This window comes from Pseudomonas sp. HD6422 (genome assembly GCF_025377065.1).
GTDB classification, from domain to species: domain Bacteria; phylum Pseudomonadota; class Gammaproteobacteria; order Pseudomonadales; family Pseudomonadaceae; genus Aquipseudomonas; species Aquipseudomonas putida_U.
The window spans coordinates 90,609-115,879 of record NZ_JAHWIW010000012.1; the positions used below are offsets into that span (position 1 = coordinate 90,609).

At 63.3% G+C, this 25,271-nt stretch carries 25 protein-coding genes; 14 read left to right on the plus strand and 11 right to left on the minus strand.

The genetic code is table 11. The annotated features are described in order from the left end of the window. Position 1: 1 nt before the first annotated feature. Positions 2-205 carry a twin transmembrane helix small protein gene (locus KY379_RS11100; protein ID WP_133325776.1) on the minus strand — a complete coding sequence of 68 codons (204 nt, stop codon included), beginning with the start codon at positions 203-205 and terminating at the stop codon, positions 2-4. A gap of 63 nt (positions 206-268) precedes the next feature. Here KY379_RS11100 and KY379_RS11105 point away from each other — a divergent pair, with 63 nt between their 5' ends. The 6 genes from KY379_RS11105 to KY379_RS11130 all read left to right on the plus strand — a co-directional run bounded on the left by KY379_RS11105 (position 269) and on the right by KY379_RS11130 (position 6,384). After that, a complete protein-coding gene (locus KY379_RS11105; RefSeq protein WP_261239860.1) occupies positions 269-1,006 on the plus strand; it encodes an SURF1 family protein in 738 nt (245 codons plus the stop codon). Next, the gene (locus KY379_RS11110; protein WP_133325780.1) at positions 975-1,556 is read left to right on the plus strand and encodes a hypothetical protein; all 582 of its coding nucleotides are present in this window, start codon (positions 975-977) and stop codon (positions 1,554-1,556) included. Before KY379_RS11105 ends, KY379_RS11110 begins: the two co-directional genes overlap by 32 nt. Positions 1,557-1,565: 9 nt before the next feature. Then, on the plus strand, positions 1,566-2,639 hold the full coding sequence (locus tag KY379_RS11115) for a COX15/CtaA family protein (RefSeq protein ID WP_196171468.1): 1,074 nt from the start codon (positions 1,566-1,568) through the stop codon (positions 2,637-2,639). Further along, a complete protein-coding gene (gene cyoE, locus KY379_RS11120) occupies positions 2,624-3,517 on the plus strand; it encodes a heme o synthase (protein WP_261239863.1) in 894 nt (297 codons plus the stop codon). The genes KY379_RS11115 and cyoE overlap by 16 nt, the downstream gene beginning before the upstream one ends. After that, entirely contained in the window at positions 3,514-4,146 is a 633-nt protein-coding gene (locus KY379_RS11125) for an SCO family protein (protein WP_133325786.1), read from the plus strand. The genes cyoE and KY379_RS11125 overlap by 4 nt, the downstream gene beginning before the upstream one ends. Before the next feature lie 75 nt (positions 4,147-4,221). Continuing rightward, on the plus strand, positions 4,222-6,384 hold the full coding sequence (locus tag KY379_RS11130) for a M48 family metallopeptidase (RefSeq protein ID WP_133325788.1): 2,163 nt from the start codon (positions 4,222-4,224) through the stop codon (positions 6,382-6,384). 55 nt (positions 6,385-6,439) lie between these two features. On the opposite strand, the gene KY379_RS11135 is transcribed toward KY379_RS11130, so the two are convergent. From KY379_RS11135 to KY379_RS11145, 3 genes are all read right to left on the minus strand, one after another. Continuing rightward, complete coding sequence (locus KY379_RS11135; RefSeq protein ID WP_261239865.1) at positions 6,440-7,210, minus strand: MetQ/NlpA family ABC transporter substrate-binding protein; 771 nt, start codon at positions 7,208-7,210, stop codon at positions 6,440-6,442. A 64-nt stretch (positions 7,211-7,274) separates the two neighbouring features. Then, positions 7,275-7,946, minus strand: coding sequence for a methionine ABC transporter permease (locus KY379_RS11140; protein ID WP_133325792.1), 672 nt, complete (start codon positions 7,944-7,946; stop codon positions 7,275-7,277). Continuing rightward, entirely contained in the window at positions 7,946-8,953 is a 1,008-nt protein-coding gene (locus tag KY379_RS11145) for a methionine ABC transporter ATP-binding protein (RefSeq protein WP_261239866.1), read from the minus strand. The genes KY379_RS11140 and KY379_RS11145 overlap by 1 nt, the downstream gene beginning before the upstream one ends. Before the next feature lie 225 nt (positions 8,954-9,178). Here KY379_RS11145 and katE point away from each other — a divergent pair, with 225 nt between their 5' ends. Beyond that, a complete protein-coding gene (gene katE, locus KY379_RS11150; RefSeq protein WP_261239868.1) occupies positions 9,179-11,323 on the plus strand; it encodes a catalase HPII in 2,145 nt (714 codons plus the stop codon). A gap of 52 nt (positions 11,324-11,375) precedes the next feature. Here katE and KY379_RS11155 read toward each other — a convergent pair whose 3' ends face one another. The 4 genes from KY379_RS11155 to zur all read right to left on the minus strand — a co-directional run bounded on the left by KY379_RS11155 (position 11,376) and on the right by zur (position 14,242). Continuing rightward, complete coding sequence (locus KY379_RS11155; RefSeq protein WP_133325798.1) at positions 11,376-12,083, minus strand: PA5502 family lipoprotein; 708 nt, start codon at positions 12,081-12,083, stop codon at positions 11,376-11,378. A gap of 128 nt (positions 12,084-12,211) precedes the next feature. Further along, a complete protein-coding gene (gene znuB, locus KY379_RS11160; protein WP_133325800.1) occupies positions 12,212-12,994 on the minus strand; it encodes a zinc ABC transporter permease subunit ZnuB in 783 nt (260 codons plus the stop codon). Next, entirely contained in the window at positions 12,987-13,760 is a 774-nt protein-coding gene (gene znuC, locus KY379_RS11165) for a zinc ABC transporter ATP-binding protein ZnuC (protein WP_261239874.1), read from the minus strand. The genes znuB and znuC overlap by 8 nt, the downstream gene beginning before the upstream one ends. Further along, positions 13,757-14,242, minus strand: coding sequence for a zinc uptake transcriptional repressor Zur (gene zur, locus KY379_RS11170; protein WP_133325804.1), 486 nt, complete (start codon positions 14,240-14,242; stop codon positions 13,757-13,759). Before zur ends, znuC begins: the two co-directional genes overlap by 4 nt. Positions 14,243-14,260: 18 nt before the next feature. Between zur and KY379_RS11175 the strand changes: the two genes are divergently transcribed. Then, a complete protein-coding gene (locus KY379_RS11175; protein WP_261239875.1) occupies positions 14,261-15,217 on the plus strand; it encodes a zinc ABC transporter substrate-binding protein in 957 nt (318 codons plus the stop codon). A 49-nt stretch (positions 15,218-15,266) separates the two neighbouring features. On the opposite strand, the gene KY379_RS11180 is transcribed toward KY379_RS11175, so the two are convergent. After that, complete coding sequence (locus KY379_RS11180) at positions 15,267-16,217, minus strand: homoserine kinase (RefSeq protein WP_133325808.1); 951 nt, start codon at positions 16,215-16,217, stop codon at positions 15,267-15,269. A 69-nt stretch (positions 16,218-16,286) separates the two neighbouring features. Beyond that, the gene (locus tag KY379_RS11185) at positions 16,287-16,574 is read right to left on the minus strand and encodes a DUF2782 domain-containing protein (RefSeq protein ID WP_133325810.1); all 288 of its coding nucleotides are present in this window, start codon (positions 16,572-16,574) and stop codon (positions 16,287-16,289) included. Positions 16,575-16,649: 75 nt separating this feature from the next. Here KY379_RS11185 and polA point away from each other — a divergent pair, with 75 nt between their 5' ends. Further along, positions 16,650-19,397, plus strand: a complete 2,748-nt coding sequence (gene polA / locus KY379_RS11190) for a DNA polymerase I (protein ID WP_133325812.1) — start codon at positions 16,650-16,652, stop codon at positions 19,395-19,397. A 291-nt stretch (positions 19,398-19,688) separates the two neighbouring features. Here the strand turns inward: polA and yihA are convergent, their stop codons facing one another. After that, positions 19,689-20,321, minus strand: a complete 633-nt coding sequence (gene yihA / locus KY379_RS11195; RefSeq protein ID WP_133325814.1) for a ribosome biogenesis GTP-binding protein YihA/YsxC — start codon at positions 20,319-20,321, stop codon at positions 19,689-19,691. A 193-nt stretch (positions 20,322-20,514) separates the two neighbouring features. Between yihA and KY379_RS11200 the strand changes: the two genes are divergently transcribed. From KY379_RS11200 to KY379_RS11220, 5 genes are all read left to right on the plus strand, one after another. After that, entirely contained in the window at positions 20,515-20,817 is a 303-nt protein-coding gene (locus tag KY379_RS11200; RefSeq protein ID WP_133325906.1) for a c-type cytochrome, read from the plus strand. Positions 20,818-20,848: 31 nt separating this feature from the next. Next, a complete protein-coding gene (locus KY379_RS11205; protein WP_261239883.1) occupies positions 20,849-21,466 on the plus strand; it encodes a c-type cytochrome in 618 nt (205 codons plus the stop codon). 153 nt (positions 21,467-21,619) lie between these two features. After that, the gene (gene dsbA, locus KY379_RS11210; protein WP_133325818.1) at positions 21,620-22,255 is read left to right on the plus strand and encodes a thiol:disulfide interchange protein DsbA; all 636 of its coding nucleotides are present in this window, start codon (positions 21,620-21,622) and stop codon (positions 22,253-22,255) included. A 13-nt stretch (positions 22,256-22,268) separates the two neighbouring features. Continuing rightward, positions 22,269-23,123 carry an endonuclease/exonuclease/phosphatase family protein gene (locus tag KY379_RS11215; protein WP_133325820.1) on the plus strand — a complete coding sequence of 285 codons (855 nt, stop codon included), beginning with the start codon at positions 22,269-22,271 and terminating at the stop codon, positions 23,121-23,123. A 94-nt stretch (positions 23,124-23,217) separates the two neighbouring features. Then, positions 23,218-25,194, plus strand: coding sequence for a diguanylate cyclase (locus KY379_RS11220; RefSeq protein WP_261239892.1), 1,977 nt, complete (start codon positions 23,218-23,220; stop codon positions 25,192-25,194). Positions 25,195-25,271: the final 77 nt, after the last annotated feature.

Consider the following 25,271-nt stretch of genomic DNA (forward strand, 5'->3'; position numbering starts at 1 on the left):
CTCAGAACGGGGCGTGTGACACCAGCTGACCGCTGATGAAGCCCCAGGCCACCAGGCCGATGGTTACGGCGGCCAGGGCCACGCGCACGGTCAGGGCCTTGAGCAGCCGGGTAGAGTGGTCGTCGTCCTTGACCAGGAACACCAGGCCACTGAACAGGCTGGCAATCGTGGCCAACAGCATCAGGACAATCGCGGCCTTGAGCATGGCGCTTCTCCAGGGGGATGCGGTGATGTGGATAAGTATAGCGATCGACCGGGCGAGACTCCGATGAGGCCGTTTCGTCCGGGCTGGATCCCCACCCTGGTCGTGCTCGCGCTGCTGCCGGGCCTGATCGCCCTAGGCTGCTGGCAGCTCGGTCGGGCTGAGGAAAAGCGTGCCTTGCTGGCCTCCTACGCCGAGCGGCAGCTCGAAGCCCCCGTGGTCACAGGCCAACTGCAGCAGGATGAGGACAATGCCTATCGCCGGGTGCACCTGTATGGCCGGTTCGATGCCGAACACAGCTTGTTGCTGGACAACCGCATGCGTGATGGCCAGGCCGGTGTCGAGCTGTTGCAGCCATTCCATGACCAGGCCAACGGCCTGTGGCTGCTGGTGAATCGTGGCTGGCTGCCCTGGCCCGACCGCCGCGTACCGGTGCGCTTCACTACCCCGGATTCGCCATTGGCGCTGGAGGCCTCGGTGTACGTGGCGCCCGGTTCCACCTTCCAACTGCACCCGGACCCGGTCGACGGCCAGTGGCCGCACCTGCTGACGGCCGTCGACCCGCAGCAACTGTGGCAACAGCTGGGGCGTGAGGGCTTTAACCATGAGTTGCGTCTGGAACCGGGTCCGGCCAGCTATCGCCTGGATTGGCCGGTAGTGGCCATGGGGCCGGAAAAACACCAGGGATACGCCGTGCAGTGGTTTGCCTTGGCCAGCGCCCTGGTACTGCTCTACCTCTACTTCGGCTGGCATCACAAGAAGGAGAAAGCCCATGGCCGCCGCCACTCCGCTGGACCTGCCTGAACGCAGCAAACCCAGAGCCCGCGGGCGTTTGCAGCTTATTCTGATTCTCCTGGTAGTGCTCGGGCCGATGGTCCTGGCCACTTGCATGTACAAGCTCAAGTTCTGGGTCCCGGAAGGGCGCAGCTACCACGGCGCGATGATCGGCACTGGCCAGACCCGTGCGGATATCGGCATTGCCGGCGAGGACTCACGCTGGCAATTGCTGGTCAGCGCGCCGCAGGCCTGCGCCGAGGATTGCCAGCGCTTGGTCTACCTGGCGCGGCAGATCCAAGTCGGACTAGGTCGCGACGCCAGCCGTGCCAGCCATGCCCTGGCGGCGGCTCAGCCGTTGGACGCTGCCTACCAGGCAGTGCTCGGCCGCGAATACCCGCAACTGCAGCGGTATTCCCTGGATGCCTCGCACTACCTGCAAAAGGTCGGCGATGCGGGCCCGCAACTGTGGATCGTCGACCCGCACGGCAACCTGGTGCTGCGCTACGACGGCAAGGTCAACGGTAAGCATGTGCTCGATGACCTGCGCCATCTGCTCAAGCTGTCCAACATCGGCTAGGAGCCTGCCATGGCCAGACCCGGATTTCGCCTCGCTGTGTTCGCCACCTTGCTGGCACTGCTGGTCGTCCTGCTCGGTGCCTATACCCGACTGACCCATGCCGGCCTTGGCTGCCCCGACTGGCCGGGTTGCTATGGCTTCATCGGCGTGCCCAAGGGCGAAGCGCAGTTGGCCCACGCCGAGCTGCACTTTCCCGATCATCCGGTGGAAGCGGCCAAGGGCTGGGCGGAGATGGTCCACCGCTATTTCGCCGGGACCCTGGCCCTGGTCATCGCCGGCCTGGCCCTGCAGGCGGTGCGTCGCCATGCCCGCGACGGGCAGCCCTATCGCCTACCGCTGCTGTTGCTGGGCGTGGTGCTGGCCCAGGCGGCCTTTGGCATGTGGACGGTGACGTTGAAACTGTGGCCGCAGGTGGTCACTGCCCATCTGTTGGGCGGCTTCACCACCTTGAGCTTGCTGTTCCTCTTGTCGCTGCGCTTGTCCCGGGCCTTCGCGCCCTTGCCGAAGCTGCCGCTGAGTTTGCGTCGGGTGGCCGCGCTGGCGTTGCTGGTGGTGATCGGCCAGATCGCCCTGGGCGGTTGGGTCAGCGCCAACTACGCAGCGGTCGCCTGCATCGACTTGCCCACCTGCCACGGCCAGTGGTGGCCGGCGGCAGACTTCAGCAACGGCTTTCATCTGACCCAGCACGTCGGCCCCAATTACCTCGGCGGGCAACTGGACAGCGATGCGCGTACCGCTATCCACATCAGCCACCGCCTGGGCGCTGTGCTGGTGACCGTGGTACTGCTGACGCTGAGCTGGAAGCTGTATCGCTGTGGCCTGGCCGGCCTGGCCCGCTGTGTCTTGCTGGCGCTGGCGCTGCAGGTGGGTCTGGGCATCAGCAACGTCGTATTGCACCTGCCACTGGCCGTAGCCGTGGCGCACAACGCAGGGGGCGCATTGTTGTTGCTGTGCATGGTGCTGGTGAACTACCGCATTCGCGTGGCCGACAAGGTGCGTGTCGGCCATGGTTGGCGGCTGACGCCGGTAGCCGGTATTGGTGTGGCCCAACCCATGAGAAACGATACATGGCGACGCTTCTAAACGCCCGGCGAGCAGGGTGGCGCGACTATCTGGAGCTGACCAAGCCCAAGGTGGTGGTGCTGATGCTGATCACTTCGCTGGTCGGCATGTTGCTGGCCAGTCGTGTCGAAGTGAACTGGAGCATATTGCTGTTCGGCAACCTGGGCATCGCCCTGTGTGCCGGCAGTGCGGCGGCGGTCAACCATATCCTGGATCGGCGGATCGATGCGCTGATGGCGCGCACCGACAAGCGTCCGCTGGCCCAGGGCCGGGTCGAGCCGCTGCCGGCGTTGTTGTTCGCCCTGGCTTTGGCGCTGCTCGGCATGGCCTTGCTGCTGGTGTTCACCAATGCCCTCACCGCCTGGCTTACCCTGGCTTCCCTGCTCGGCTATGCGCTGCTCTACACCGGCTATCTCAAGCGGGCCACGCCACAGAACATCGTCATCGGTGGACTGGCCGGCGCAGCCCCGCCGCTGTTGGGCTGGGTAGCGGTCAGTGGCCAGGTCAGCGCTGAGCCACTGCTGTTGGTACTGATCATTTTCGCCTGGACGCCCCCGCACTTCTGGGCCTTGGCCATCCACCGCAAGGAGGAATATGCCAAGGTCGATATTCCGATGCTGCCGGTCACCCATGGCGAGGCCTACACCAAGCTGCACATCTTGCTGTACAGCCTGATATTGCTGGCCGTGAGCCTGCTGCCGTACGTCATTCACATGAGTGGGCCGGTGTACCTGGTCTGTGCCTTGGCTTTGGGCCTGCGCTTCCTGCACTGGGCCTGGGTGTTGTACCGTGGCAGCCGGCCGCATGCGGCGATCGGCACCTTCAAGTACTCTATCGGCTACCTGTTCGCGCTGTTCACCGCGTTGCTCGTTGATCACTACCTGTTGCTGAGCCTATGACCCGAACCCAGAAAACCGTCTTCATCCTCGTTGCCCTGGTCGCGCTGATCATCGGCCTGACCGTCAACAAGGTGCTCAACGAACGCAGCCAGCCGAACCCCGCCGAACTGATCGATGCCGGCATCATTCTGCTGCCCCAGAGCCGTGCGGTAGCCGATGTGACCATGACCGACCAGAACGGCCAGCCGGTGCAGCTGGACGACCTCAAGGGCAAGTGGTCGTTGCTGTTCTTCGGCTACACCTACTGCCCGGACATCTGCCCCACTACCCTGGCCCAGTTGCGTCAGGTCAAGAGCGAATTGCCCAAGGAAGCCGTGGACCGCCTGCAGGTGGTGCTGGTGAGCGTCGACCCCAATCGCGACACGCCCAACCAGCTCAAGCAGTACCTGGGCTACTTCGACAAGGACTTCGTCGGCCTGGCGGGATCGATCGAGGATACCCAGAAGCTCGCCAATGCCTTGAGCATTCCTTTCATTCCGGCTGATACCAGCAAGCCAGGCTACACGGTTGACCACAGCGGCAACCTGGCGATCGTCGGCCCCGATGGGCGTCAGCGTGGCTTCATCCGTGCGCCGTTCAACAACCAGAAGCTGGTGGCGCAGTTGCCGGGACTGGTCAAGCGCGACTGAACCTGACCGCGGCTTTGGTTCCACTTGCGTGTCGGTTAGGATGACCGACCGAAGCATTGGCATGGAGAGCCTGATATGACGTCGCGCGATACGCGCATTCTTGGTTGGCGGCTGGTGGTACTGCCGCTGCTGTTGCTGGCCCTGGCCGTCTGGCAAGGTCAGCGTGCCGATGAACACCGCACCTTGTTGCTGGAGGATCGCGGCCAGTTGCATGGGTTCATCGCCGAGGTCGAGCGCATGCAGCGCGACCGCGATCACCGCGATGTGCAGTTCAATGGTCGCTCGGTGAACCCCTACCTGGCCAATAGTCTGGCGGTGCTGAGCCTCAATGAGGTGGAGCGTGAGCTGACCTTTGCGCGCATCGGCACCGTGCTGGCCCACGGCGCACTGCCTCTGGCAGCCCTGCTGGTGCTGCTTGGCGTAAGCGCTTTGCTGACGCTGCGCTGGGCCGGCAGGGCGGCGCTGGCCTCAAGGGATCGGCTGGTGCGCTTGTTCCACCGGGTGCGGCAGCTGTTGCCGCTGGTGTTGGCCGCGCTGATGGTACTGCTGACCCTGACCGCTGTGCTGGAAATCGCTTATGAGGCGCTGTGGTTGTTCGCGCTCAAACAGACCTCGGCCGGAGTGCTCAAGCTGCAACTGCTGGTAGGGTTCCTGATCCTGGCCATGCTCTGGCCGCTGTACCGGTTGCCTGGCCATCTGAAAAGCATGCTGCAACTGTTCAACCCCGAACCCCATGACATCTTCGGCACGCCGCTGACCGAGCAACAGGCGCCTGCCCTGTGGGCCAGGGTGCGGTCGTTGGCGCAGCGGCTCGATGCGCTGGAGCCGGACAACATCGTGGTCGGCTGCCTCGAAGGTTTTTACGTGACCTCCGCGGAGGTCTTGCTGCAGCCTGACGAACGTCGCCTGCACGGGCGTACGCTGTACCTGCCGCTGCCGTTGCTGGCGGTACTCAGCCGCAGCGAAAGCGATGCGGTGATCGCCCATGAACTGGCGCATTTCTCAGGCGAGGACACCGCCTACAGCATGCGTTTCGCTCCCATCTACCAAGGGGTATGGCGCAGCATCGGGGTGCTCGGCGAGCATATGGAGGCAGGCTTTCTACGGGGCTTGCTGACCCTGCCGGCCTTCGCCCTGGCGGTGTATTCGATGCAGCGGTTCGACCATGCCGTGAGCCACTGGAGCCGCGAACGCGAACTGCTGGCCGATGCCGCGGGCGCACGGATTGGCGGGCCGCAGGCAGTGGTGGATTCGCTGGTGCGCATCGGCGCGCTGGAGCCGCTGATCGATCAGCACCACGCGCACTTGTGCAGCCAGCCGGAACAGTGGCCGCAGGACCTGTTGGGTGCTGTGCTGGCCCATCTGGCGCAGCAACCGGTCGTGTTGCCAGACAACGAACTGGCGGAGCAACTGCCCCACCCGACCGATACCCATCCGCCGACCCTGCAGCGCATCCAGGCGCTTGGCATGTCGGTCGAGGATGCGCGCCATGGTCAGGCGTTGCGCCCGGTGTCGGTGGACCAGGCCCTGGCCCGCCTGGCCGAGGACGTGCCCGAGGTGTCAGTGCTGTCGCGACAACTGACGTCGGCGCTCGGCGGCTACCTGTCGCGTCAGCGCGAGGAAATGCGTCGCGAGTTGGAGGAGCGTGCCCAGGCGGTGCCGAGCGAAAGCATCGTCCATGAAGGCGCACAGCTGCGCGGACGGTTTCTGCTGGTCGTGGCGGTAGGCTGCATGATCGCGGCGCTGTGGTTGGTGCTGGGGGTGAATGTGCACGGTGCAAAGCCCGGGCTGATCACCTTCTTCCGGGTGCTGGCAGTGGGCATCGCCGCAACCGGGGTGATGCTCGGCGTGTTCGGCTGGCGCTTCGTCAAGCGTGCTGCCATTCCCGCGCTGATCCTGACCCGAGACACGGTACGCTTCGCCAATGCCCCGCAAGCGATCCCGCTGCATTGCTTCGATCAATACATGATCAAGGTTTCGCCTGGCTTGGCGGTGGTGTTGCAGCTGGCCGAGGATGCACCCTTGCCGGTGTTCCACAAGCGCAGGTTCTGGGAGCCCGATGCCACGTTCGATGCGCGGACCCGGCGGGTCACGTTGGCCCTGGGGCGTTGGAGCGTGGACGGCAAGGCGCTGAGTGGTGGCGAGCTGTCGTTGCTGGTGGGGCGCTACCTGGAGGGCGGTCACGCACGGCAGGCGCTGCAGGCGTTGGAAGGAGAGTCGGTGGGCGACGCCCGATAGGAGGAGTGGATTCATCGCCGGCTTGCCGGCGATGAAGTCAGCGATAGCTAGCGGCTCAGAAGCTCGGTACCACTGCGCCTTTGTACTTATCCTGGATGAATTGCTTCAACTCGGGCGAGTGCAGCGCTGCCTTGAGCTTGCTCATGGCATCGGAGTTGATGTTGTCCGGACGCGCCACCAGGATGTTGACGTATGGCGAGTCGCTACCCTCGATGACCAGGGCGTCTTTCTCTGGATTCAGCTTGGCTTCCAGCGCGTAGTTGGTGTTGATCAGCGCCAGGTCGACCTGGGTCAATACACGCGGGATGGTCGCGGCTTCCAGCTCGCGGAACTTGAGCTTCTTGTCGTTGCCGGTGATGTCTTTCACGGTGGACAGGATGTTCTTGTTGTCCTTGAGAGTGATCAGACCTGCCTTGTCCAGGAGCAACAAGGCACGGCCGCCGTTGGTCGCGTCGTTGGGGATGACCACGGTGGCACCGTCCGGCAACTCGTCGAGCTTCTTGTGCTGGCTGGAGTAGGCACCCAGCGGCTCCAGGTGCACGCCGACCACGCTCACCAGGTCGGTGCCCTTGGCCTTGTTGAATTCATCGAGGTATGGCTGGTGCTGGAAGAAGTTGGCATCCAGGCGCTTCTCGGCCACCTGTACGTTGGGTTGGATGTAGTCGGTGAATTCCTTGACCTTCAGCTCCACGCCTTGCTTTTCAAGCTGCGGTTTGACGAAGTTGAGGATCTCGGCGTGGGGTACCGGTGTGGCGGCGACGGTCAGGGTTTCGGCGTGGGCCGAGAAGGCCGCGACAGCGGCGACGACAGCAAGCAGCTTCTTCATTGATCACTCCTTGTGAGGGCCGCGACGGCCCCCGAGCGGGCCGGCCGGGCCGACCCCATTGGGGTTATTTACGGGAAAAATGCACGACCAGTTTGTCGCCCACGCTTTGCAGGACTTGAACCAGGATCAGCAACAACACCACGGTGACGATCATCACGTCGGTCTGGAAGCGCTGGTAGCCAAAGCGGATCGCCAGGTCGCCGAGGCCACCGGCACCGACCACGCCGGCCATGGCAGTGTAAGACACCAGGGTGATGGCGGTGACGGTGATGGCCGCGAAGATGCCTGGGCGAGCTTCCGGCAGCAGCGCGTTGGTGATGATCTGGCGAGTGGTGGCGCCCATCGACTGGGTCGCTTCGATGATGCCGCGGTCCACTTCCCGCAGGGCGGTTTCGACCAGGCGAGCGAAGAACGGCGTGGCCCCCACCACCAAGGGTGGAATGGCGCCGGCGACGCCCAGGGAGGTGCCAGTGATCAGTACGGTGACCGGGATCATCACGATCAGCAGGATGATGAACGGCAGCGAACGCAGGATGTTGACCACCAGCGACAGCAACGCATACACGCCCTTCTGCTCGAACATCTGCCGAGGGCCGCAGAGGAACAGCAGCACGCCCAGCGGCAGGCCCAACAGCACGGTGAAGAACAGCGAGCCGAACAGCATGATCAGGGTATCGACGGTGGCCAGCCAGATTTCGGCCCAGTCGACGTTGGCGAAGAAATTCAGGGCGTCCATCAACGCAGTACCTCCATATGTACGTCAGCTGCCGTGAAGCGGGCGAAGGCCGCCTCCATGTCGCCGCCGGTGACGGCCAGGGTCAGCTGCCCATAGGGCACGTCCTTGATGCGATCGATGCGCCCGGCAAGGATGCTGTAGTCCACGCCGGTCTCACGGGCGACGGTGCCCAGCAGTGGCGCGTAGGTCGCATCACCCTGGAAGGTCAGGCGCACGATGCGGCCCGGTACATGGGCGAAGTCATCACGCTGTTCGCCCTCGTCGACCTGCTCGTCTTCCTGCACGAAGCGTTTGGTGGTTGGGTGCTGGGGGTGCAGGAACACCTCGGCCACCGAGCCCTGCTCGACGATCTGGCCGGCATCCATCACCGCCACGCGGTCGCAGACCCGACGAATCACGTCCATTTCATGGGTGATCAGCACGATGGTCAGCTTCAGCTCACGATTGATCTCGGCCAGCAGTTGCAGCACCGAAGCGGTGGTCTGCGGGTCGAGGGCACTGGTGGCCTCGTCGCACAGCAGGATCTTCGGGTTGGTGGACAGGGCGCGGGCAATGCCGACGCGCTGTTTCTGGCCGCCGGACAGCTGCGCCGGGTACTTCCTGGCGTGGTCGGACAGACCGACACGGGCCAGCAACTCGGTGACGCGCTTGTCGATGTCGCTGCGCGACAGCTCGCCGGCCAGAGTCAACGGCAATGCCACGTTGTCGGCAACGGTCTTGGAAGCCAGCAGGTTGAAGTGCTGGAAGATCATCCCGACCTGCTGGCGCAGGCTGCGCAGTTGGGCGGCGTTGAACGCCGTGACGTCCTCGCCGTCGATGATGATCTTGCCACCGGAGGGCTCCTCCAGGCGGTTGATCAGGCGCAGCATGGTGCTCTTGCCGGCGCCGGAATGGCCGATCAGGCCGAACACCTGGCCATCTTCGATGGCCAGGCTGGTCGGATGGAGAGCGGGGATTTCCCTACCGGCGACGCGGTAGGTCTTATGTACTTGTTGGAACTCGATCACGTAGCGAACCTTGTGGGGCGCATGGAATTTGGGTCAGCGGTTAGCTGTCGGTCGCGCATTTTAGCGTTTTCCCTTAGCTGTTCTTAGCATTTATTTCGTGATGCACCAATTCTGCGGGCATAACGCGACAACTGGTAAACCCGATTGAACGCTCGGCGAAGCCCTTCAGTCACTACAAGACAAGCCCGAATGGGCACGCCTGAAGACTGAAGAGGAGAGCCGATCATGCCCAGCAAGAAAACGGACGCGCCCAGGACCAGCGAAGCCGCCGGCACCCAGACCCCGGACCGGGCCAACACCAACGCCAAACTGCAGAGCCTGGAGGGCGTGCGCAGCGATCCCACCGGCCAGGCCCTGCGCACCAACCAGGGCGTGCGCATCGCCGACAACCAGAACACGCTCAAGGCTGGCGCTCGAGGTCCATCGTTGCTCGAAGACTTCATCATGCGCGAGAAGATCACCCACTTCGACCATGAGCGTATTCCTGAGCGCATCGTCCACGCCCGTGGCACCGGGGCCCATGGCTATTTCCAGAGCTACGGCTGCCACGCCGAATTGAGCAAGGCGGGCTTCCTTCAGGACCCTGAGAAAATCACCCCGGTATTCGTGCGTTTCTCCACTGTGCAGGGACCGCGGGGATCGGGAGACACGGTACGCGATGTGCGCGGATTCGCCGTCAAGTTCTACACCGATGAAGGCAATTTCGACCTGGTTGGCAACAATATGCCGGTGTTCTTCATCCAGGATGCGATCAAGTTCCCCGACTTCGTCCATGCGGTGAAGCCTGAACCGCATAACGAGATGCCGACCGGCGGCTCGGCCCACGATACTTTCTGGGATTTCGTCTCGCTGGTGCCGGAGTCGGCGCACATGGTCATGTGGGCCATGTCCGACCGAGCGATCCCCCGCAGCCTGCGGATGATGGAAGGCTTCGGCATCCACACGTTCCGCCTGATCAACGCTGAAGGCGTGGCGAACTTCGTCAAGTTCCACTGGAAGCCGCGTCAGGGCGTGCACTCTCTTCTATGGGACGAGGCACAGAAGTTGGCGGGCAAGGACACCGATTTCCAGCGTCGTGACCTTTGGGAAGCCATCGAGACCGGCGACTACCCGGAGTGGGAGCTGGGCGTGCAGATCGTCCCGGAGGCGGACGAACACAAGTTCGACTTCGACCTGCTCGATCCGACCAAGATCATTCCCGAGGAGCTGGTACCGGTGACGCCACTGGGCAAGATGGTGCTCAACCGCAACCCGGACAACTTCTTCGCCGAAACCGAGCAGGTGGCCTTCTGCCCTGGGCATATCGTGCCGGGCATCGATTTCACCAACGACCCGCTATTGCAGGGCCGGTTGTTCTCCTACACCGATACCCAGATCAGTCGTCTCGGTGGCCCGAACTTCCACCAGATCCCGATCAATCGCCCCGTAGCGCCCAATCACAACAACCAGCGCGATGCGATGCATCAGCACGTCGTGCATAAGGGGCGCGCCTCTTATGAGCCGAACTCCATTGACGGCGGCTGGCCCAAGGAGACCCCGGCAGGTCCCCAGGATGGTGGTTTCGAGAGCTATCAGGAGCGTATCGACGCGCACAAGATCCGTGAGCGCAGCGAGTCGTTCGCTGATCACTTCTCCCAGGCCCGGCTGTTCTTCGAGAGCATGAGCGAGACTGAGCAGCAGCATATCGTCAAGGCGTACAGCTTCGAGCTGGGCAAGGTCGAACGCGAGCACATCCGTGCCCGTGAGGTGAATGAAATTCTCGCCAACATCGATCTCCAGCTGGCGGCAGCCGTGGCGGCCAACCTTGGCCTGCCGGCGCCCAAGGCCGGCACCGTCAAGGTCAAGGGTAGCCAGTTGAAGCAATCGCCGGCGCTCAGCCAGATGAATCACCTGGGCGATGTCGGCATCAAGGGTCGCAAGATTGCCGTGCTGGTGGCCGATGGCGTGGATGGCGGTAGCGTCGACCACTGGCGCAAGGCGCTCGAGGCGCACAGCGCGCGGATCTTGGTGTTGGGACCGACCTCGGCGCCGGTGAAAACGGCCGACGGGCAGATGCTGGCGGTGGATGCCTCGATGGAAGGGATGCCTTCGGTCATGTTCGATGGGGTGGTGGTGCCGGGCGGCAAGAAGGCGCTGGATGCGCTGGCGGCCAGCGGGTTGGCCAAGCATTTCCTGCTGGAAGCCTACAAGCACCTCAAGGCGATCGCTTCTGCTGCCGAAGGCAAGTCGTTGATCGACGGGCTGGGCCTCAAGATGGACAAGGGCTTGTTGGCAGGCGATGACCAGAAGGCGGTGGATGCCTTCGTCAAAGCGGTCGAGGGGCATCGGGTTTGGGAGCGTGAGGCTGCGGCCGAGGCTATTCCTGCCTGATCGGTGTGGAACCTTTCGCGGCGGTTCGGCGCCCCGAGCCGCCACGGAGCGTTCACTGTTGGTGCGGTATTAGCACCACCTGCGCCGGCAGCGAACGTTGGATCTCGTGCTTCTGTTTCAACGCGAATCCGCTGTCGATCTTGTGCACGCGCTTTTCCAGAAGGGTCTTCAGCCAAGGCGCGTCAGCTGTGCGTGGCACCTGAAACACCACATCACACTGGTAATTCACCACATCCTTGGCGATTTCGTCGAGTTGACGACGCATCGCTGCAATGTCCGTGGTCTTCAACGCAATGACCGTGCTTGGTGCGGTCGGATCGATCACCCGTGCCGCAGGCTTGGCTTCGGCCGCTTTCAATGCAGCCTCGGCTTTTTCCAGTTCAGCCTTGCGTGCCATGGCCACGGCATCGCCGCCGGTCACTGCCGGAGCCTGTGGCATCAGGGCGCGGGCGCGGGCCAGGGCCGTCGCTGCGGCATTCACGTCACCTTTCTGCAGCACGATCTGGCTGCGTTGCAGGTAGGCTTCGGCCAACTGCCGCTGGTATTGCTCCAGGCGCGCATCGTCGGGCGACTGCGCCTGCAGCGCGGCGAGTTGGTCTTCGGCGGTGGCCAGCTCGTTGCTGGTGATACTTTGCTGCAGCTGCTGCCAGGCATCGGCTTGGGCAGGTGCGGAGGCCTGGTCGACCGGCGCGCTGGAACAAGCGGCCAGGAACAGGGAAAACACGGCAACAAGCAGATAACGGGTTGCGAACGGCTTCATTCCTGCGACTCTCTATTTGCGCAAAAAGCGAGCAAGTCTACACCCAGGTGCGCACGCTCGAAAACAAGTCTTACAGACCCTTTACCCGCGAAATGGTTGCAGGATGCGCCGTGCGTACCCTGACCGGCTCATCGTTTAGGCAGGGCCAGGCTCAGCAAGAATAGCACTGCGGCGCAGACCACGATCGACGGCCCGGCCGGGGTGTCCTTGAACCAGGACAGGGCCAGGCCGCCACACACCGCGACTACGCCGAGCAGGCTCGCGCCCAGAGCCATCTGCTCGGGCGAGCGGGCATGGCGCTGCGCGGTGGCCGCCGGAATGATCAGCAACGAGGTGATCAGCAACACCCCGACGATCTTCATCGCCACCGCAATGACCACTGCGATCAGCAGCATCAGCCCCAAGCGCAGGCCGGCTACTGGAAGGCCTTCGACCATGGCCAGCTCTTCGTGCACAGTGACCGCCAGCAAAGGCCGCCAGAGCACGGCGAGCAGTACCAGCACCAACGCGCTGCCGCCGAGGATCCAGGCCAGGTCGGTGGTGCCGATGGCCAGCAGGTCGCCGAACAGGTAAGCCATCAGGTCGATGCGTACGTCGTGCATGAAGCTCAGAGCCACCAGGCCCAGCGACAGGGTGCTGGGCGCGAGGATGCCAAGCAGGGTATCGGAGGCCAGTGGCTGACGTTGCTGCAAGGTCACCAGCAGGATCGCCAGCAGCAGGCAGCCGACGGTCACCGCCAGCGCCGGGCTGACGTCCAGGGCGAAGCCCATGGCCACACCCAGCAGTGCGGCATGGGACAGGGTATCGCCGAAATAAGCCATGCGCCGCCATACCACGAATGAACCCAGCGGCCCCGCAACCAGCGCCAGGGACAGACCCGCGAGCAGGGCATACAGAAGAAAATCAGCCATGCTTGCAGTGCTCTCCGTGAACATGGGCGCCGGGGGCGACCACCGAGCCATGCAGGTCGTGGCTGTGGTCGTGATGATGATGGTAGATGGCCAGGCTCGGGGCATTCTGGCCGAACAGCTCGACGAACGCAGGGTCGCCGCTGACTTGCTCTGGATGCCCGGAACAGCACACGTGGCGGTTCAGACAGACCACCTGGTCGGTGGTGCTCATCACCAGGTGCAAGTCGTGGGAGACCATCAACACGCCGCAGCCATGGCGGTCGCGCAGGCGGGTGATGAGGTTGTACAACTCGGTCTGGCCGACCACGTCCACCCCCTGCACCGGCTCGTCCAGCACCAGCAGTTGCGGTTCGCGCAACAGGGCACGGGCCAGCAGTACACGCTGCATTTCGCCGCCGGAGATGGTCTGGATCGGGCTGTCGATGACCTGCTCGGCGCCCACTTCCTGGAGGGCCGAAAGCGCAGCGGGGCGGTCCACGCCGGGCACCAGGCGCAGGAAGCGCAATACCGACAGCGGCAAGGTCGCATCCACCTGGATTTTCTGCGGCATGTAACCGATGCGCAGCTTCGGCTTGCGCCATACCTTGCCTCGGTGCGGTTTGAGCAGCCCGAGTACTGCGCGCACCAGGGTGGTCTTGCCGGCGCCGTTGGGGCCGATCAGCGTGACGATTTGCCCGGGCGCCACCGACAGGTCGATGCTGTCCAGCACGGCCTCGCCGCCAAAGGTGACGCCGACCTGCTCCAGGCGGATCAAGGCGTCGCTCATGCTGCGCTCCGGCAGTTGCTGCACAGGCCGACCACTTCGACCGTCTGGGTCTCGACGGTGAAGTTCACGCCTTGGGCGCTGGCGACGATGGCGTCGCTGATGCTCTGCTGTTCCAGCTCGATGGCCACGTGGCATTGCCGGCAGATCAGGAACTGGCCCTGGTGCACGTGTTCGGGGTGGCTACAGCCGATGAAGGCGTTGAGCGAGGCGATGCGGTGAACCAGGCCGTTTTCCAGGAGAAAGTCCAGCGCACGGTATACGGTGGGCGGCGCGGCGCGGCGGCCATCCTGTTCGCTGAGTACGGCAAGGATGTCGTAAGCCCCCAGCGGCTTGTGACTCTGCCAAACCAGTTCCAGTACGCGCCGGCGCAGGGCAGTCAGGCGCAGGCCTTGGCGAGTGCACAGGGCATCGGCCTCGGACAATGCGCTGTGCACGCAGTGGGAGTGATCGTGGGGGCGGTTGGCCAGCGGCGTGATGGACATGGGCAGCGACGGTTCTGGATGGAGACGTTATTATGTTACCTGTTTCTGACGAGTCGAGTATTAAACGTGTCCCGATTCCTTGTGCTTTTTGTCGCTTTCCTCGCCTGTTCGGCGCAGGCCGACGTGCGTGTGCTGACCAGCATCAAACCCCTGCAGCAGATTGCCGCGGCAGTCCAGGACGGGGTGGGCAGTCCCGAGGTGCTGCTGCCGCCGGGCGCTTCGCCGCACCACTACGCCCTGCGTCCCTCCGATGTGCGGCGGGTGGCCGATGCCGACCTGCTCTACTGGATCGGCCCCGACATGGAGAGCTTCCTGCCCAGGGTCCTGGGTAGCCGCAGCAAGCCCACGGTGGCGGTGCAGACGCTCAAGGGCATCCACCTGCGCCGCTTCGGCGAGGACAGTCATTCCCATGAGCAAGAGGCCCATGACGACCATGACCACGACCACCGCCCAGGCAGCCTGGATGCCCACCTGTGGTTGTCGACGGTCAATGCACGGGTTATCGCATTGACCATGGCCGCCGATCTGGCCCGAACCGACCCGGCCAATGCCGCGCGCTACATGGCCAACGGCCGGGCCTTCGTCGAGCGCATGGACGCCCTGGATGCGCGCATCAAGGCACGCGTGGCGGGTGTCGCCGACAAGCCCTACTTTGTCTTCCACGAGGCGTTCGACTACTTCGAGAACGCTTACGGCCTGAAGCACACCGGGGTGTTCAGCATCGCCTCGGAGGTGCAGCCGGGCGCCCAGCATGTGGCGGCGATGCGCGGACGTTTGCAGGAAGTGGGCAAGACCTGTGTGTTCAGTGAGCCACCGATCCGACCACGCCTGGCAGAAACGTTGACTGCCGGATTGCCGGTACGCCTGGCGGAGTTGGACGCGCTGGGCGGTAACGATCCGGTGGATGGCAAGGGTTACGAGCGTCTGCTGGAGAAGCTGGGCAGTGATCTGGCGGGGTGCCTGGAGCAGCTCTGAGCCTACACTGGCCCTTTCGCGGGCAAGCCCGCGAAAGGGCCGGCGCGACCTAGAGTGCGAACGGCAGGTGCAACGCCACTTGCTGACGTTGCGCCAGGCGCACCTCGAACTCGCGCGGGTCGTGGATCATCACATCCATGCCGGCAAACGATTCCGCTGCAATCAGGCGCGACAGCCAGAAACGCACGCACGCCACCCGTAGCATTTCCGGCCACAGCTCGGCTTCGGCAGCGGTGAACGGCCGCAGTGCCGCATAGGCTGCCAGCAAGGCCTGGGCACGCGCCACGTCGATGGCACCGTTTTCATCCAGGCACCAGTCGTTCACGGTGATGGCGATGTCGTAGAGCATCGGACCGGAGCAAGCGTTATAGAAATCGATCACGCCGGTCAGGTGGGTGCCTTCGAACATCACGTTGTCGCGGAACAGGTCGGCATGCAGGTTGGCCCGTGGCAAGGCCAGGATCTGCGCCTTGTGTGCCTCGATCTCGGCCAACGCCGGTCGCAGCAGCGCGGCCTGCTCCGCGCTCAGGCGTGGCAGCAGTTCGGCACCGCTGGTCAGCATCCATTCCAGGCCGCGGTCGGTACGGCGTTCGATGATACGCTCGCGGGTGGCCAGGTGAATGTGTGCCAGCAGCTCGCCCACCTGGGCGCAGTGCTGGTTGTTCGGTGCCTTGATGTGCTTGCCCGACAGGCGCGGCTGCAGCAACGCCGGCTTGCCGCACAGCGTGCGCAATGCGTTGCCGTCGCGGTCACGCAGGGCGTAGGGCACAGGCATGTCGGCGTCGTGCAGCACGTCGAGCAGGTCGATGAAGAACGGCATGTCCTCCACCGGGCCGCGCTCGACCAGCGTCAGGACGAACTCCCCCTGTTCGAGGCTGACGAAGAAATTGCTGTTTTCGGTGCCGGCGGCAATGCCCTGGAAATCGAGCAGACGGCCCAGCTCGTACGGCGCCAGAAAGGTTTCCAGCTCAGGCCGGGTCACGGGGGTGAAGACTGACATGATGAAGAGTTGCCCATGCGGGCACTTCCGCCGGGAAGTGCCAGGTTGATGTAATGGATGCGCGTCAGATTACCACTCGAAGATCTTCCACGACGGAATCAGCATGTCCGGTTGGTCGGATCGTATGAAATTGCCATCGGAGCCATCGGCGCGTACCAGGAAATAAGGCTTGCCATGTTTCGGCGTGACCTTGATCGCATACAGGAAGCCATTCTGGCGGTATTCCTGGATGGTTCGGTCGCCTTCGGTGCGGATGGTCACCTCGGGATCGGCCGAGGGCGCATCATCCGCTGCCAGGGTGACGACAGGCATGGTTGCCAACAGGCCGAGCAGTAACAGGCGATTGAGTGTACGCATGATAACCTTGTCCCTTTGTCGTCAATGATTCTGGCTATTCTAGCGCCGGACCCGTCGAAAAGGTTGATTCTGCTCATGAGCCAAGCGCCCCTCGTCCTGGTGGACGGTTCCTCCTACCTCTACCGTGCATTTCACGCGCTGCCGCCGCTGACCACGTCCAAGGGCATGCCGACCGGTGCGGTCAAGGGCGTGCTGAACATGCTCAAGAGCCTGCGCAAGCAATACCCCGACAGCCTGTTCGCCGTGGTCTTCGACGCCAAGGGCGGTACTTTCCGCGATGCCATGTTCGCCGAGTACAAGGCCAACCGCCCAAGCATGCCGGACGATCTGCGGGTGCAGATCGAGCCGCTGCATGCCAGCGTCAAGGCGCTGGGCTACCCGCTGCTGTGTGTCGAAGGGGTCGAGGCCGATGATGTCATCGGCACCCTGGCGCGCAGCAGCGCGGCACTGAATCGCCCGGTGATCATCTCCACGGGCGACAAGGACATGGCGCAGCTGGTGGATGGGCACATCACCTTGGTCAACACCATGACCGGTAGCGTGCTGGACGTGGCCGGCGTGCACGAGAAGTTCGGCGTGGGCCCGGAGCACATCATCGACTTCCTGGCTCTGATGGGCGACAAGGTCGACAACATTCCAGGCGTGCCTGGCGTCGGTGAAAAGACCGCCGTGGGGCTGCTGACCGGTATCGGTGGTGGCCTGAGCGATCTTTACGCCAACCTCGACAAGGTGCCAGCCCTGGCCATTCGTGGTGCCAAGACCCTGCCCGCCAAGCTCGAGGAGCACCGTGACGCGGCGTTTCTGTCATACGAGCTGGCCACCATCAAGGTCGACGTGCCGCTCGACATCGAAGTCGATGCGCTGGTCTGCGGCGAACCCGATCGTGAAGCCCTGCTGGCGCTGTACACCGAGATGGAATTCAAGAGCTGGATCGCCGAAGTGCAGCGCGATGCAGCCCAGGCCGGCGAAGCCATCGAAGCGGTAGAGCCTCCCGCGGCCCAGGTCGAAGCGAAATATCACACCCTCTACGAGCAGGCCGAATTCGACGCCTGGGTGGAGAAGCTTCGCCAGGCGCCGCTGTTCGCCTTCGACACCGAGACCACCAGCCTGGACGCCCAGCAGGCGCAGCTGGTGGGGGTGTCGTTCGCGATCGAGCCGTACGAAGCGGCCTACGTACCGCTGGCCCACGACTACGAAGGTGCACCGACCCAACTGGACCGTGAGGCCGTGTTGCTGGCGCTCAAGCCGTTGCTGGAAGATCCGAACAAGGCCAAGGTCGGGCAAAATGCCAAGTACGACATCAATATCCTCGCCAATGGCTCGCCGGCCATCGAAATGCGTGGCGTGGCGTACGACACGATGCTCGAGTCGTACGTGTACAACTCCACCGCCACCCGTCACGACATGGACAGCCTGGCGCAGAAGTACCTCGACCACACCACCATCGCCTTCGAGGACATCGCCGGCAAGGGCGCCAAACAGCTGACCTTCAACCAGATCCACCTGGACAAGGCCGGCCCCTACGCTGCCGAAGATGCCGATATCACCCTGCGTCTGCACCAGGCGTTGCAGGCGCGGCTGGCACAGACGCCAAGCGTGCAGCCGGTGCTGATGGACATCGAGATGCCGTTGGTGCCGGTGCTGGCGCGGATCGAACGCCAGGGCGCGCTGGTCGATGCCGAGCTGCTGAAGGTGCAAAGCGGCGAACTGGGGGTGAAGATGGCCGAGCTGGAGCGCCGGGCGTTCGAGCTGGCCGGCGAGACGTTCAACCTCGGTTCGCCCAAGCAACTCGGTTCGATCCTGTACGACAAGCTGGGCATGCCAGTGCTGAGCAAGACCGCCAAGGGCCAGCCGTCAACTGCCGAAGCGGTGCTCGATGAGCTCGCCGAGCAAGGTTACCCGCTGCCTGAGGTGCTGATGCAGTACCGCAGCCTGAGCAAGCTCAAGAGTACCTATACCGACAAACTGCCGGGTCAGATCAACCCGCGCACCGGGCGTATCCACACCTCCTACCAGCAGGCGGTGGCGGCCACCGGGCGGTTGTCGTCGAGCGACCCGAATCTGCAGAACATCCCGATCCGCACCGCCGAAGGCCGCCGTATCCGCCAGGCCTTCGTCGCCAGTCCGGGCTACAAGCTGCTGGCGGCGGACTATTCGCAGATCGAGCTGCGCATCATGGCTCACCTGGCCAAGGACGAAGGCCTGCTGCATGCCTTCCGCAATGACCTGGACGTGCACCGGGCCACGGCTGCTGAGGTGTTCGGCGTAGCCCTGGAGGACGTCACCACCGACCAGCGCCGCAGTGCCAAGGCCATCAACTTCGGCCTGATCTACGGCATGAGTGCGTTCGGCCTGGCCAAGCAGATCGGCGTCGACCGCAAGCAGTCCCAGGACTATATCGACCGGTATTTCGCCCGCTACCCAGGGGTGCTGGCATACATGGAACGCACCCGAGCCCAGGCAGCCGAGCAAGGCTTCGTGGAAACCCTGTTCGGTCGCCGCTTGTACCTGCCGGACATCAACGCCAAGAATCCGGCTCTGCGCAAGGGCGCCGAGCGCACGGCGATCAACGCGCCGATGCAGGGTACTGCCGCCGACATCATCAAACGGGCGATGGTCAACGTCGACAACTGGCTGAGCGGCAGCGGGCTGGATGCGCGAGTGATCCTGCAAGTGCACGATGAACTGGTTCTGGAAGTGCGTGAGGACCTGGTCGAACAAGTCAGAGATGAAATTCCCCTGCACATGAGCAGCGCCGCGCAGTTGGATGTGCCGCTGCTGGTCCAGGTAGGGATCGGCTCGAATTGGGACGAAGCTCACTGATTGAAGGGGCAAGGCCGTGTAGGATCCGTGGGGAGTACCGCGGGTCCTGGCATAAGGTTCTTACGCTTCGTGAAACTATCGCAAATAGTTTCGAGGGCCCTGGAACTAAACCGGTGAAACGCTACTCAGAGTAACTGAATGGCTGGTGAAGCCTTTCGATGCTCCTATGTTGTGTTAAGTGTTGGCAGATATCTGGACCTCACCCTAGCGGTCCGGACTTGAACCCCGAACTTCCCCCTCCCCATACGAAGTCCGGGGTTTTTTTTGCCTGCGATTTGCCGGCAAGCGGCCTCAGGCCGCGGGCTTGTCTTCCAGTTCCATCCAATCCGCCAGCACTCGATAGGCCTCTTCCAGGCCCAGGCGCTTGGGTGCCGAGAACAACTGGATGGTCACTCCCTCACCCCAGCCCTTGCGGATTTCCGACTGCACCTTGAGCAGGGTGTTCTTGCCCGCGCCATGGGTCAGCTTGTCGGCCTTGGTCAGCAGGATGTGCATGGGCATGCCGCTGGCCTTGGCCCAGTCGAGCATCATCTTGTCGAAATCGGTCATCGGATGGCGCACGTCCATCATCAAAATGACGCCGCGCAAGCACTCGCGGCTGCCCAGGTAGGCCTCCAAGTGACGCTGCCAGTGCTGCTTGAGCGGGATGGGCACTTTTGCATAACCGTAGCCCGGCAGGTCGACCAAACGCCGTTCATCGTCCAGACTGAAGAAATTCAACAGCTGGGTGCGCCCCGGGGTTTTCGAGGTACGCGCCAGGCTGGCATGAGTCAGGGTATTGAGGGCGCTGGATTTGCCGGCGTTGGAACGGCCGGCGAAAGCCACCTCGTAACCCTGGTCGTCCGGGCATTGTTCGACCTTGGCAGCGCTGAGGGCGAATTTGGCTTTCTGGCAGAGGCCGAGGATGGGGTTCTTGACTTGCATGGGATATCCGATGTGGGTGTTGCCAAAGCCGAGGCCGGCAAGCGGTGTCGTTTCCGTTTGGATGGCGGAAGTATATAATGCCCCAGTTTTTGTGTGCTCATTCTTCCAGCGAAGAGGAATGCGCATGGGGTGTCGAACAATAGCTCGCGCGACAGAACGCAGCGCGGCCCCCAACCCTGTCAGGTCGATGCGCATGGCGCAATGGCTGCTTGCTGTCGGTATGTTCCTACCGTTTTACGGCGCACAGGCTACACAGGATCCCGAGGCGTTGTACAACCGCACGTGTGCGGCCTGTCACGCCGGGCAGTTGCCCCAGGCACCCCAAAGGGGGGACCGGGCGGCCTGGGAGCCAAGACTGGCGCAAGGTGTGGACGCACTGGTGGCGCACGTCACCCAGGGTTTCAAGGCTATGCCGCCGCGTGGATTGTGCATGGACTGCAGTGCCGAGGACTACCGTTTGGTCATCCTTTGGATGAGCGGCAGTCCCGATACATAACATTTCACCCTTAGCCGTGTTGGATTAGCTGATGAACAAACTAGTCGTGAGTCTGCTGTTGACCCTGGGTGTCGCAGGTACAGCCACCGCTGCCGAACCCATTAAAGGCGATGCCGCCGCCGGCCAGGCCAAGACGGCCGTCTGTGGTGCCTGCCACAACCCCGACGGTAACAGCCTGGCCCCAAACTTCCCGAAACTGGCCGGCCAGGGCCAGCGCTACCTCGAGAAACAACTGCACGACATCAAGTCTGGCAAGCGTACCGTGCTGGAGATGACCGGCATGCTGACCAACTTCAATGACCAGGATCTGGCCGATATCGCCGCCTACTTCTCCAGCCAGAAGGGTAGCGTCGGTGCCGCCGATCCCAAGCTGGTCGAACGTGGCCGCAGCTTGTTCAACGGCGGCGACCTGGAAAAAGGCATGCCGGCCTGTATCGGCTGCCATTCACCCAACGGTGCCGGTATCGCCTTGGCCGGTTTCCCCCATCTGGGCGGCCAGCATGCGCAGTACGTGACCAAGCAGCTCACCGATTTCCGCGAGGGCAACCGCACCAACGATGGCGATGCGATGACCATGCGTACCATTGCCGGCAAGCTCAGCAACCACGACATCGAGGCCTTGGCCAGTTACATCCAGGGGCTGCATTAACATTCGGTTAATGCTGCAGGACTAAAGATGAAAGGGCGGCGTGGACCGCCCTTTTTTACGTCCACAGCCGTTACACTAAAGAACTCGGGCCCGTCCCGACCGGTCTCAGCACAGGTCGCGTCGAGGCGACCAATGAATGCTCAGGAGTAAAGCATGCGTAAACTGATTCTCAGCGCCGCGCTGGTCGCTGCCAGCGTCTTCGGTATGACTGCCGTCCAGGCCGCGGAGCCTGCCACTGCCGGCAAGGAATACATCGAGCTGAGCAACCCTGTTCCGGTATCCCAGCCGGGCAAGATCGAAGTGGTCGAGCTGTTCTGGTATGGCTGCCCTCACTGCTATCACTTCGAGCCGACCATCAACCCTTGGATCGAAAAACTGCCCAAGGACGTCAACTTCAAGCGCGTGCCCGCCATGTTCGGCGGCCCATGGGATGCCCACGGCCAGATGTTCCTGACCCTCGAAGCCATGGGCGTCGAGCATAAGGTCCACGCCGCCGTGTTCGATGCCATCCAGAACCAGCGCAAACGTCTGACCGACCCTGCCGACATGGCTGATTTCCTTGCCACTCAGGGCGTCGACAAAGACAAGTTCCTGGCCACCTACAACTCCTTCGCCATCAAGGGCCAGGTCAACCAGGCCAAGGAGCTGGCGAAGAAGTACGAAGTCACCGGCGTTCCGAGCATGGTGGTCAACGGCAAGTACCGCTTCGACCTCGGCACTGCCGGTGGGCCGGAGGGCGTGCTGAATGTCGCCGACCAGTTGATCGACAAGGAGCGCGCCGCTAAGTAAGCGGCGCGATCCCATGCCCCGCTTCCGTACCACGCGCGGCATTGGCCTGCACCAGCCGCAGGTCAACGAACATCACCTGCAGGCCCCTGGCCTGCCCGAGGATGGTCGTCTGCGGCTGCTCAGTTTCAACATCCAGGTCGGCATCAGCACCGAACGCTATCGTCACTACCTGACCCGCAGCTGGCAGCATCTGTTGCCGCATAACGGCCGTGCGGGCAATTTGCAGCGTATCGGCGAACTGCTCAACGATTTCGACCTGGTGGCCCTGCAGGAGGCCGACGGAGGCAGCCTGCGCTCTGGGTATATCAATCAGGTGGAGCACCTGGCCCAGCTGGGCGCATTCCCCTATTGGTACCAGCAGCTCAATCGTAACCTCGGACGATTCGCCCAACACAGCAATGGCGTGCTCAGCCGCCTCAAGCCGCATCTGCTGGAGGATCATCCGTTGCCCGGCCCGGCCGGTCGTGGTGCGATCCTGGTGCGCTTCGGTGAAGGCGAGGATGCCCTGGTCGTGGTGATGATGCATCTGGCGCTGGGTGCCAAGACCCGTGCCCTGCAGCTGGGTTATATCCGCGAACTGATTGGCGGTTACCGCCACCAGGTGCTGATGGGCGACATGAACACCCACGCCAACGACCTGTTGGAGCGTTCGCCACTGCGCGACCTGGGGTTGGTCGCACCGCAGGCCGAGGCCACCTTCCCCAGCTGGCGCCCCCAGCGCTGCCTGGACCATATCCTGCTCAGCCCGAGCCTGACCTTGGAACGGGTCGAGGTGCTGGCACAGCCGATTTCCGACCACCTTCCTGTCGCTGTCGAGATCCGATTGCCGGATGCATTGACTGTGGATACCCTGCCGGTCCTGAGCTAGATCAACCTGAGGGTTGCCAACCCTCAAGTGTTGCCAACTCGCGCCGAAAGCCAGTACACACAGCCCCCGTTGCACCACCGTTGCGGATCAAGGCATGACCGAAGAAGCTGAGCGCTGGAAAGAAAAATACCTCAAAAGCATCGAAGCGCAGGAAAAGCTCGAACGCCGCTGGGAAGCCCGTCTCGACCTGCTGCGCCGTGGCCTGGTGCGCAGCTCGCTGGCAGCCGAAGGCAGCGACAAGGCGGTCGATGACTGCATGAAGGAAATGCGCGAAGTCATTCGTCGCGACAACATGGATGCGGGCCTGGCCGGCTTGATTCCGCGCCTTGAAAAAGCCGTGCTGGATTCCGAACAGCGCCGCGAGACCCGTATGACCCAGGTCAGCGATGCGCTGACGGCGTTGGTGACCCAGCTCCAGTCCTTGCCGTTGCCGGGGGAGGTGTCCCGGCCATTGAAGAAACTGGCGAAGAAGCTCGATGGCGGGGTCAGCCAGTCCCGTGAGCTGCCGCCGCTGCTGGGCGAGCTGAGTGGCCTGCAAGGGCGCGCGCTGTCCACGTTGAATGCCGAGGAGCAATCGCGGCCGGGATTGTTCCAGCGGCTCTTCGGTGGTCGCGACGGCGAGACGCAAGTGGTCGCCGAGTCTGCACCGCCTGCCCCTGCCCTGCCTGCGGCCGAGATGCCTGGACCGTCCGAAGCTGCCGATATCGACGAATTGCAGCCGCTGGCGCCTGTCGCTCCGACCGTTGAACCTGGGCCTGTTGCCGGCATTGAGGTCGAGGTGGACGCGGCTGAGCCACTGCCCGTGCAGGAAGAAACCCCGCTACACACGCCAGCGCTGGTTATCCCTCCTGCCGCAACAGGGCCCGTGCATAGCGTAGCGGATGCGGCGCTCCCGCAGAGCGAGGTCGCCGGGCCTGATGCTCAACCGGAGCAACCAGCCGCTCCCGCAGAGCCTGCACCAGACATAGCCGACGTGCTGTCGGGCGAGGATGGTCCCTACGCGCTTCCCGACGCCGTCGAACCCCCCTATAGCCAGGTGGCCGCGCATATCGAACAGACCCTGCTCGGCCTGCTCGATGACCTCAGCCTTCCGGAGCGTCACAAGGCCCAGGCCCTGGAAATGCGCAACCGCGTCGCACGTGGGTTGAACTGGTACGAACTGATCCCCGTGCTCGATGACCTGGCGGTGCTGATGCTGGCGATCACCGACAGTGGCCAGCACGAGTTCGAAGCCTACCTGCAGCAACTCAACGAGCGCCTCGAGGGCTTCCAGAGTCATCTGCAAGAAGCCAGTTCTGGCCATGCCGACAACAGTTCTGCAGCGCGTGAGCTGGACAACCAGTTACGTGAGCAGGTGGGTGGCCTGCAGAACAGCGTGCAGGGCGCGGTCGATGTCGACAGCCTCAAGCACATCCTGGAAAACCGCCTGGAAGGTCTGCTGACCACCATGGACGAGCACCAGCACGCCCGTGACCGTCGCGAGCAGGAACTGGCCGGCCGCCTGCAGGGCCTGGCCGAGCGGGTGGCGAGCATGGAGCAAGAGGCGCTCGGTTACCGCGAGCACCTGGAGGAACAGCGCCAGAAAGCCCTGATCGACCCATTGACCGGCTTGCCTAACCGGGCGGCGTGGAGTGAACGGGTGGAGCGTGAGATTCTCGACTGGCAAGCGCACGGTGGCCACCTGGCCATGGCCATCCTCGACCTGGATCACTTCAAGCGCATCAACGATAGCTATGGCCACCTGGCGGGCGACAAGGTGCTGAAGATCGTCGCCGACCAGCTGCGCAAGCGCTTGCGACCCCGTGATTTCATGGCGCGGTTCGGTGGCGAAGAGTTCGTACTACTGCTGCCGCAGACCTCCCCGGCAATGGCGGCGCGAGCGGTGGAGGCGTTGCGCGCCGCGGTCGAGGCCTGCCCTTTCCATTTCAAAGGTGAGCGCGTGGTGATTACCACGTCGATCGGACTGTCCTCGTTTCAATCGGACGAGCGTGCAGACCAGGTTCTCAAACGTGCCGACACTGCGCTTTACAGCGCCAAGAAGTTGGGGCGAAATCGCATCGAAATACAGTAAAAGCTTACAGATTTCCTGTGAAGCCATGCCCACCATGGCTGCTCGTGGCCGCTTCGGTCACCGATCTCATACAGGAA

Coding starts and splice junctions, on each gene's coding strand:
- KY379_RS11130 (WP_133325788.1), top strand. CDS start 4,222: ATGACGTCGCGCGATACGCGCATTCTTGGTTGGCGGCTGGTGGTACTG.
- KY379_RS11140 (WP_133325792.1), bottom strand. CDS start 7,946: ATGGACGCCCTGAATTTCTTCGCCAACGTCGACTGGGCCGAAATCTGG.
- KY379_RS11175 (WP_261239875.1), top strand. CDS start 14,261: ATGGAGACGTTATTATGTTACCTGTTTCTGACGAGTCGAGTATTAAAC.
- KY379_RS11155 (WP_133325798.1), bottom strand. CDS start 12,083: ATGAAGCCGTTCGCAACCCGTTATCTGCTTGTTGCCGTGTTTTCCCTG.
- KY379_RS11100 (WP_133325776.1), bottom strand. CDS start 205: ATGCTCAAGGCCGCGATTGTCCTGATGCTGTTGGCCACGATTGCCAGC.
- dsbA (WP_133325818.1), top strand. CDS start 21,620: ATGCGTAAACTGATTCTCAGCGCCGCGCTGGTCGCTGCCAGCGTCTTC.
- KY379_RS11220 (WP_261239892.1), top strand. CDS start 23,218: ATGACCGAAGAAGCTGAGCGCTGGAAAGAAAAATACCTCAAAAGCATC.
- KY379_RS11115 (WP_196171468.1), top strand. CDS start 1,566: ATGGCCAGACCCGGATTTCGCCTCGCTGTGTTCGCCACCTTGCTGGCA.
- znuC (WP_261239874.1), bottom strand. CDS start 13,760: ATGAGCGACGCCTTGATCCGCCTGGAGCAGGTCGGCGTCACCTTTGGC.
- KY379_RS11185 (WP_133325810.1), bottom strand. CDS start 16,574: ATGCGTACACTCAATCGCCTGTTACTGCTCGGCCTGTTGGCAACCATG.
- znuB (WP_133325800.1), bottom strand. CDS start 12,994: ATGGCTGATTTTCTTCTGTATGCCCTGCTCGCGGGTCTGTCCCTGGCG.
- KY379_RS11110 (WP_133325780.1), top strand. CDS start 975: ATGGCCGCCGCCACTCCGCTGGACCTGCCTGAACGCAGCAAACCCAGA.
- KY379_RS11125 (WP_133325786.1), top strand. CDS start 3,514: ATGACCCGAACCCAGAAAACCGTCTTCATCCTCGTTGCCCTGGTCGCG.
- zur (WP_133325804.1), bottom strand. CDS start 14,242: ATGTCCATCACGCCGCTGGCCAACCGCCCCCACGATCACTCCCACTGC.
- KY379_RS11135 (WP_261239865.1), bottom strand. CDS start 7,210: ATGAAGAAGCTGCTTGCTGTCGTCGCCGCTGTCGCGGCCTTCTCGGCC.
- KY379_RS11200 (WP_133325906.1), top strand. CDS start 20,515: ATGGCGCAATGGCTGCTTGCTGTCGGTATGTTCCTACCGTTTTACGGC.
- katE (WP_261239868.1), top strand. CDS start 9,179: ATGCCCAGCAAGAAAACGGACGCGCCCAGGACCAGCGAAGCCGCCGGC.
- cyoE (WP_261239863.1), top strand. CDS start 2,624: ATGGCGACGCTTCTAAACGCCCGGCGAGCAGGGTGGCGCGACTATCTG.
- KY379_RS11215 (WP_133325820.1), top strand. CDS start 22,269: ATGCCCCGCTTCCGTACCACGCGCGGCATTGGCCTGCACCAGCCGCAG.
- KY379_RS11105 (WP_261239860.1), top strand. CDS start 269: ATGAGGCCGTTTCGTCCGGGCTGGATCCCCACCCTGGTCGTGCTCGCG.
- KY379_RS11180 (WP_133325808.1), bottom strand. CDS start 16,217: ATGTCAGTCTTCACCCCCGTGACCCGGCCTGAGCTGGAAACCTTTCTG.
- yihA (WP_133325814.1), bottom strand. CDS start 20,321: ATGCAAGTCAAGAACCCCATCCTCGGCCTCTGCCAGAAAGCCAAATTC.
- KY379_RS11205 (WP_261239883.1), top strand. CDS start 20,849: ATGAACAAACTAGTCGTGAGTCTGCTGTTGACCCTGGGTGTCGCAGGT.
- polA (WP_133325812.1), top strand. CDS start 16,650: ATGAGCCAAGCGCCCCTCGTCCTGGTGGACGGTTCCTCCTACCTCTAC.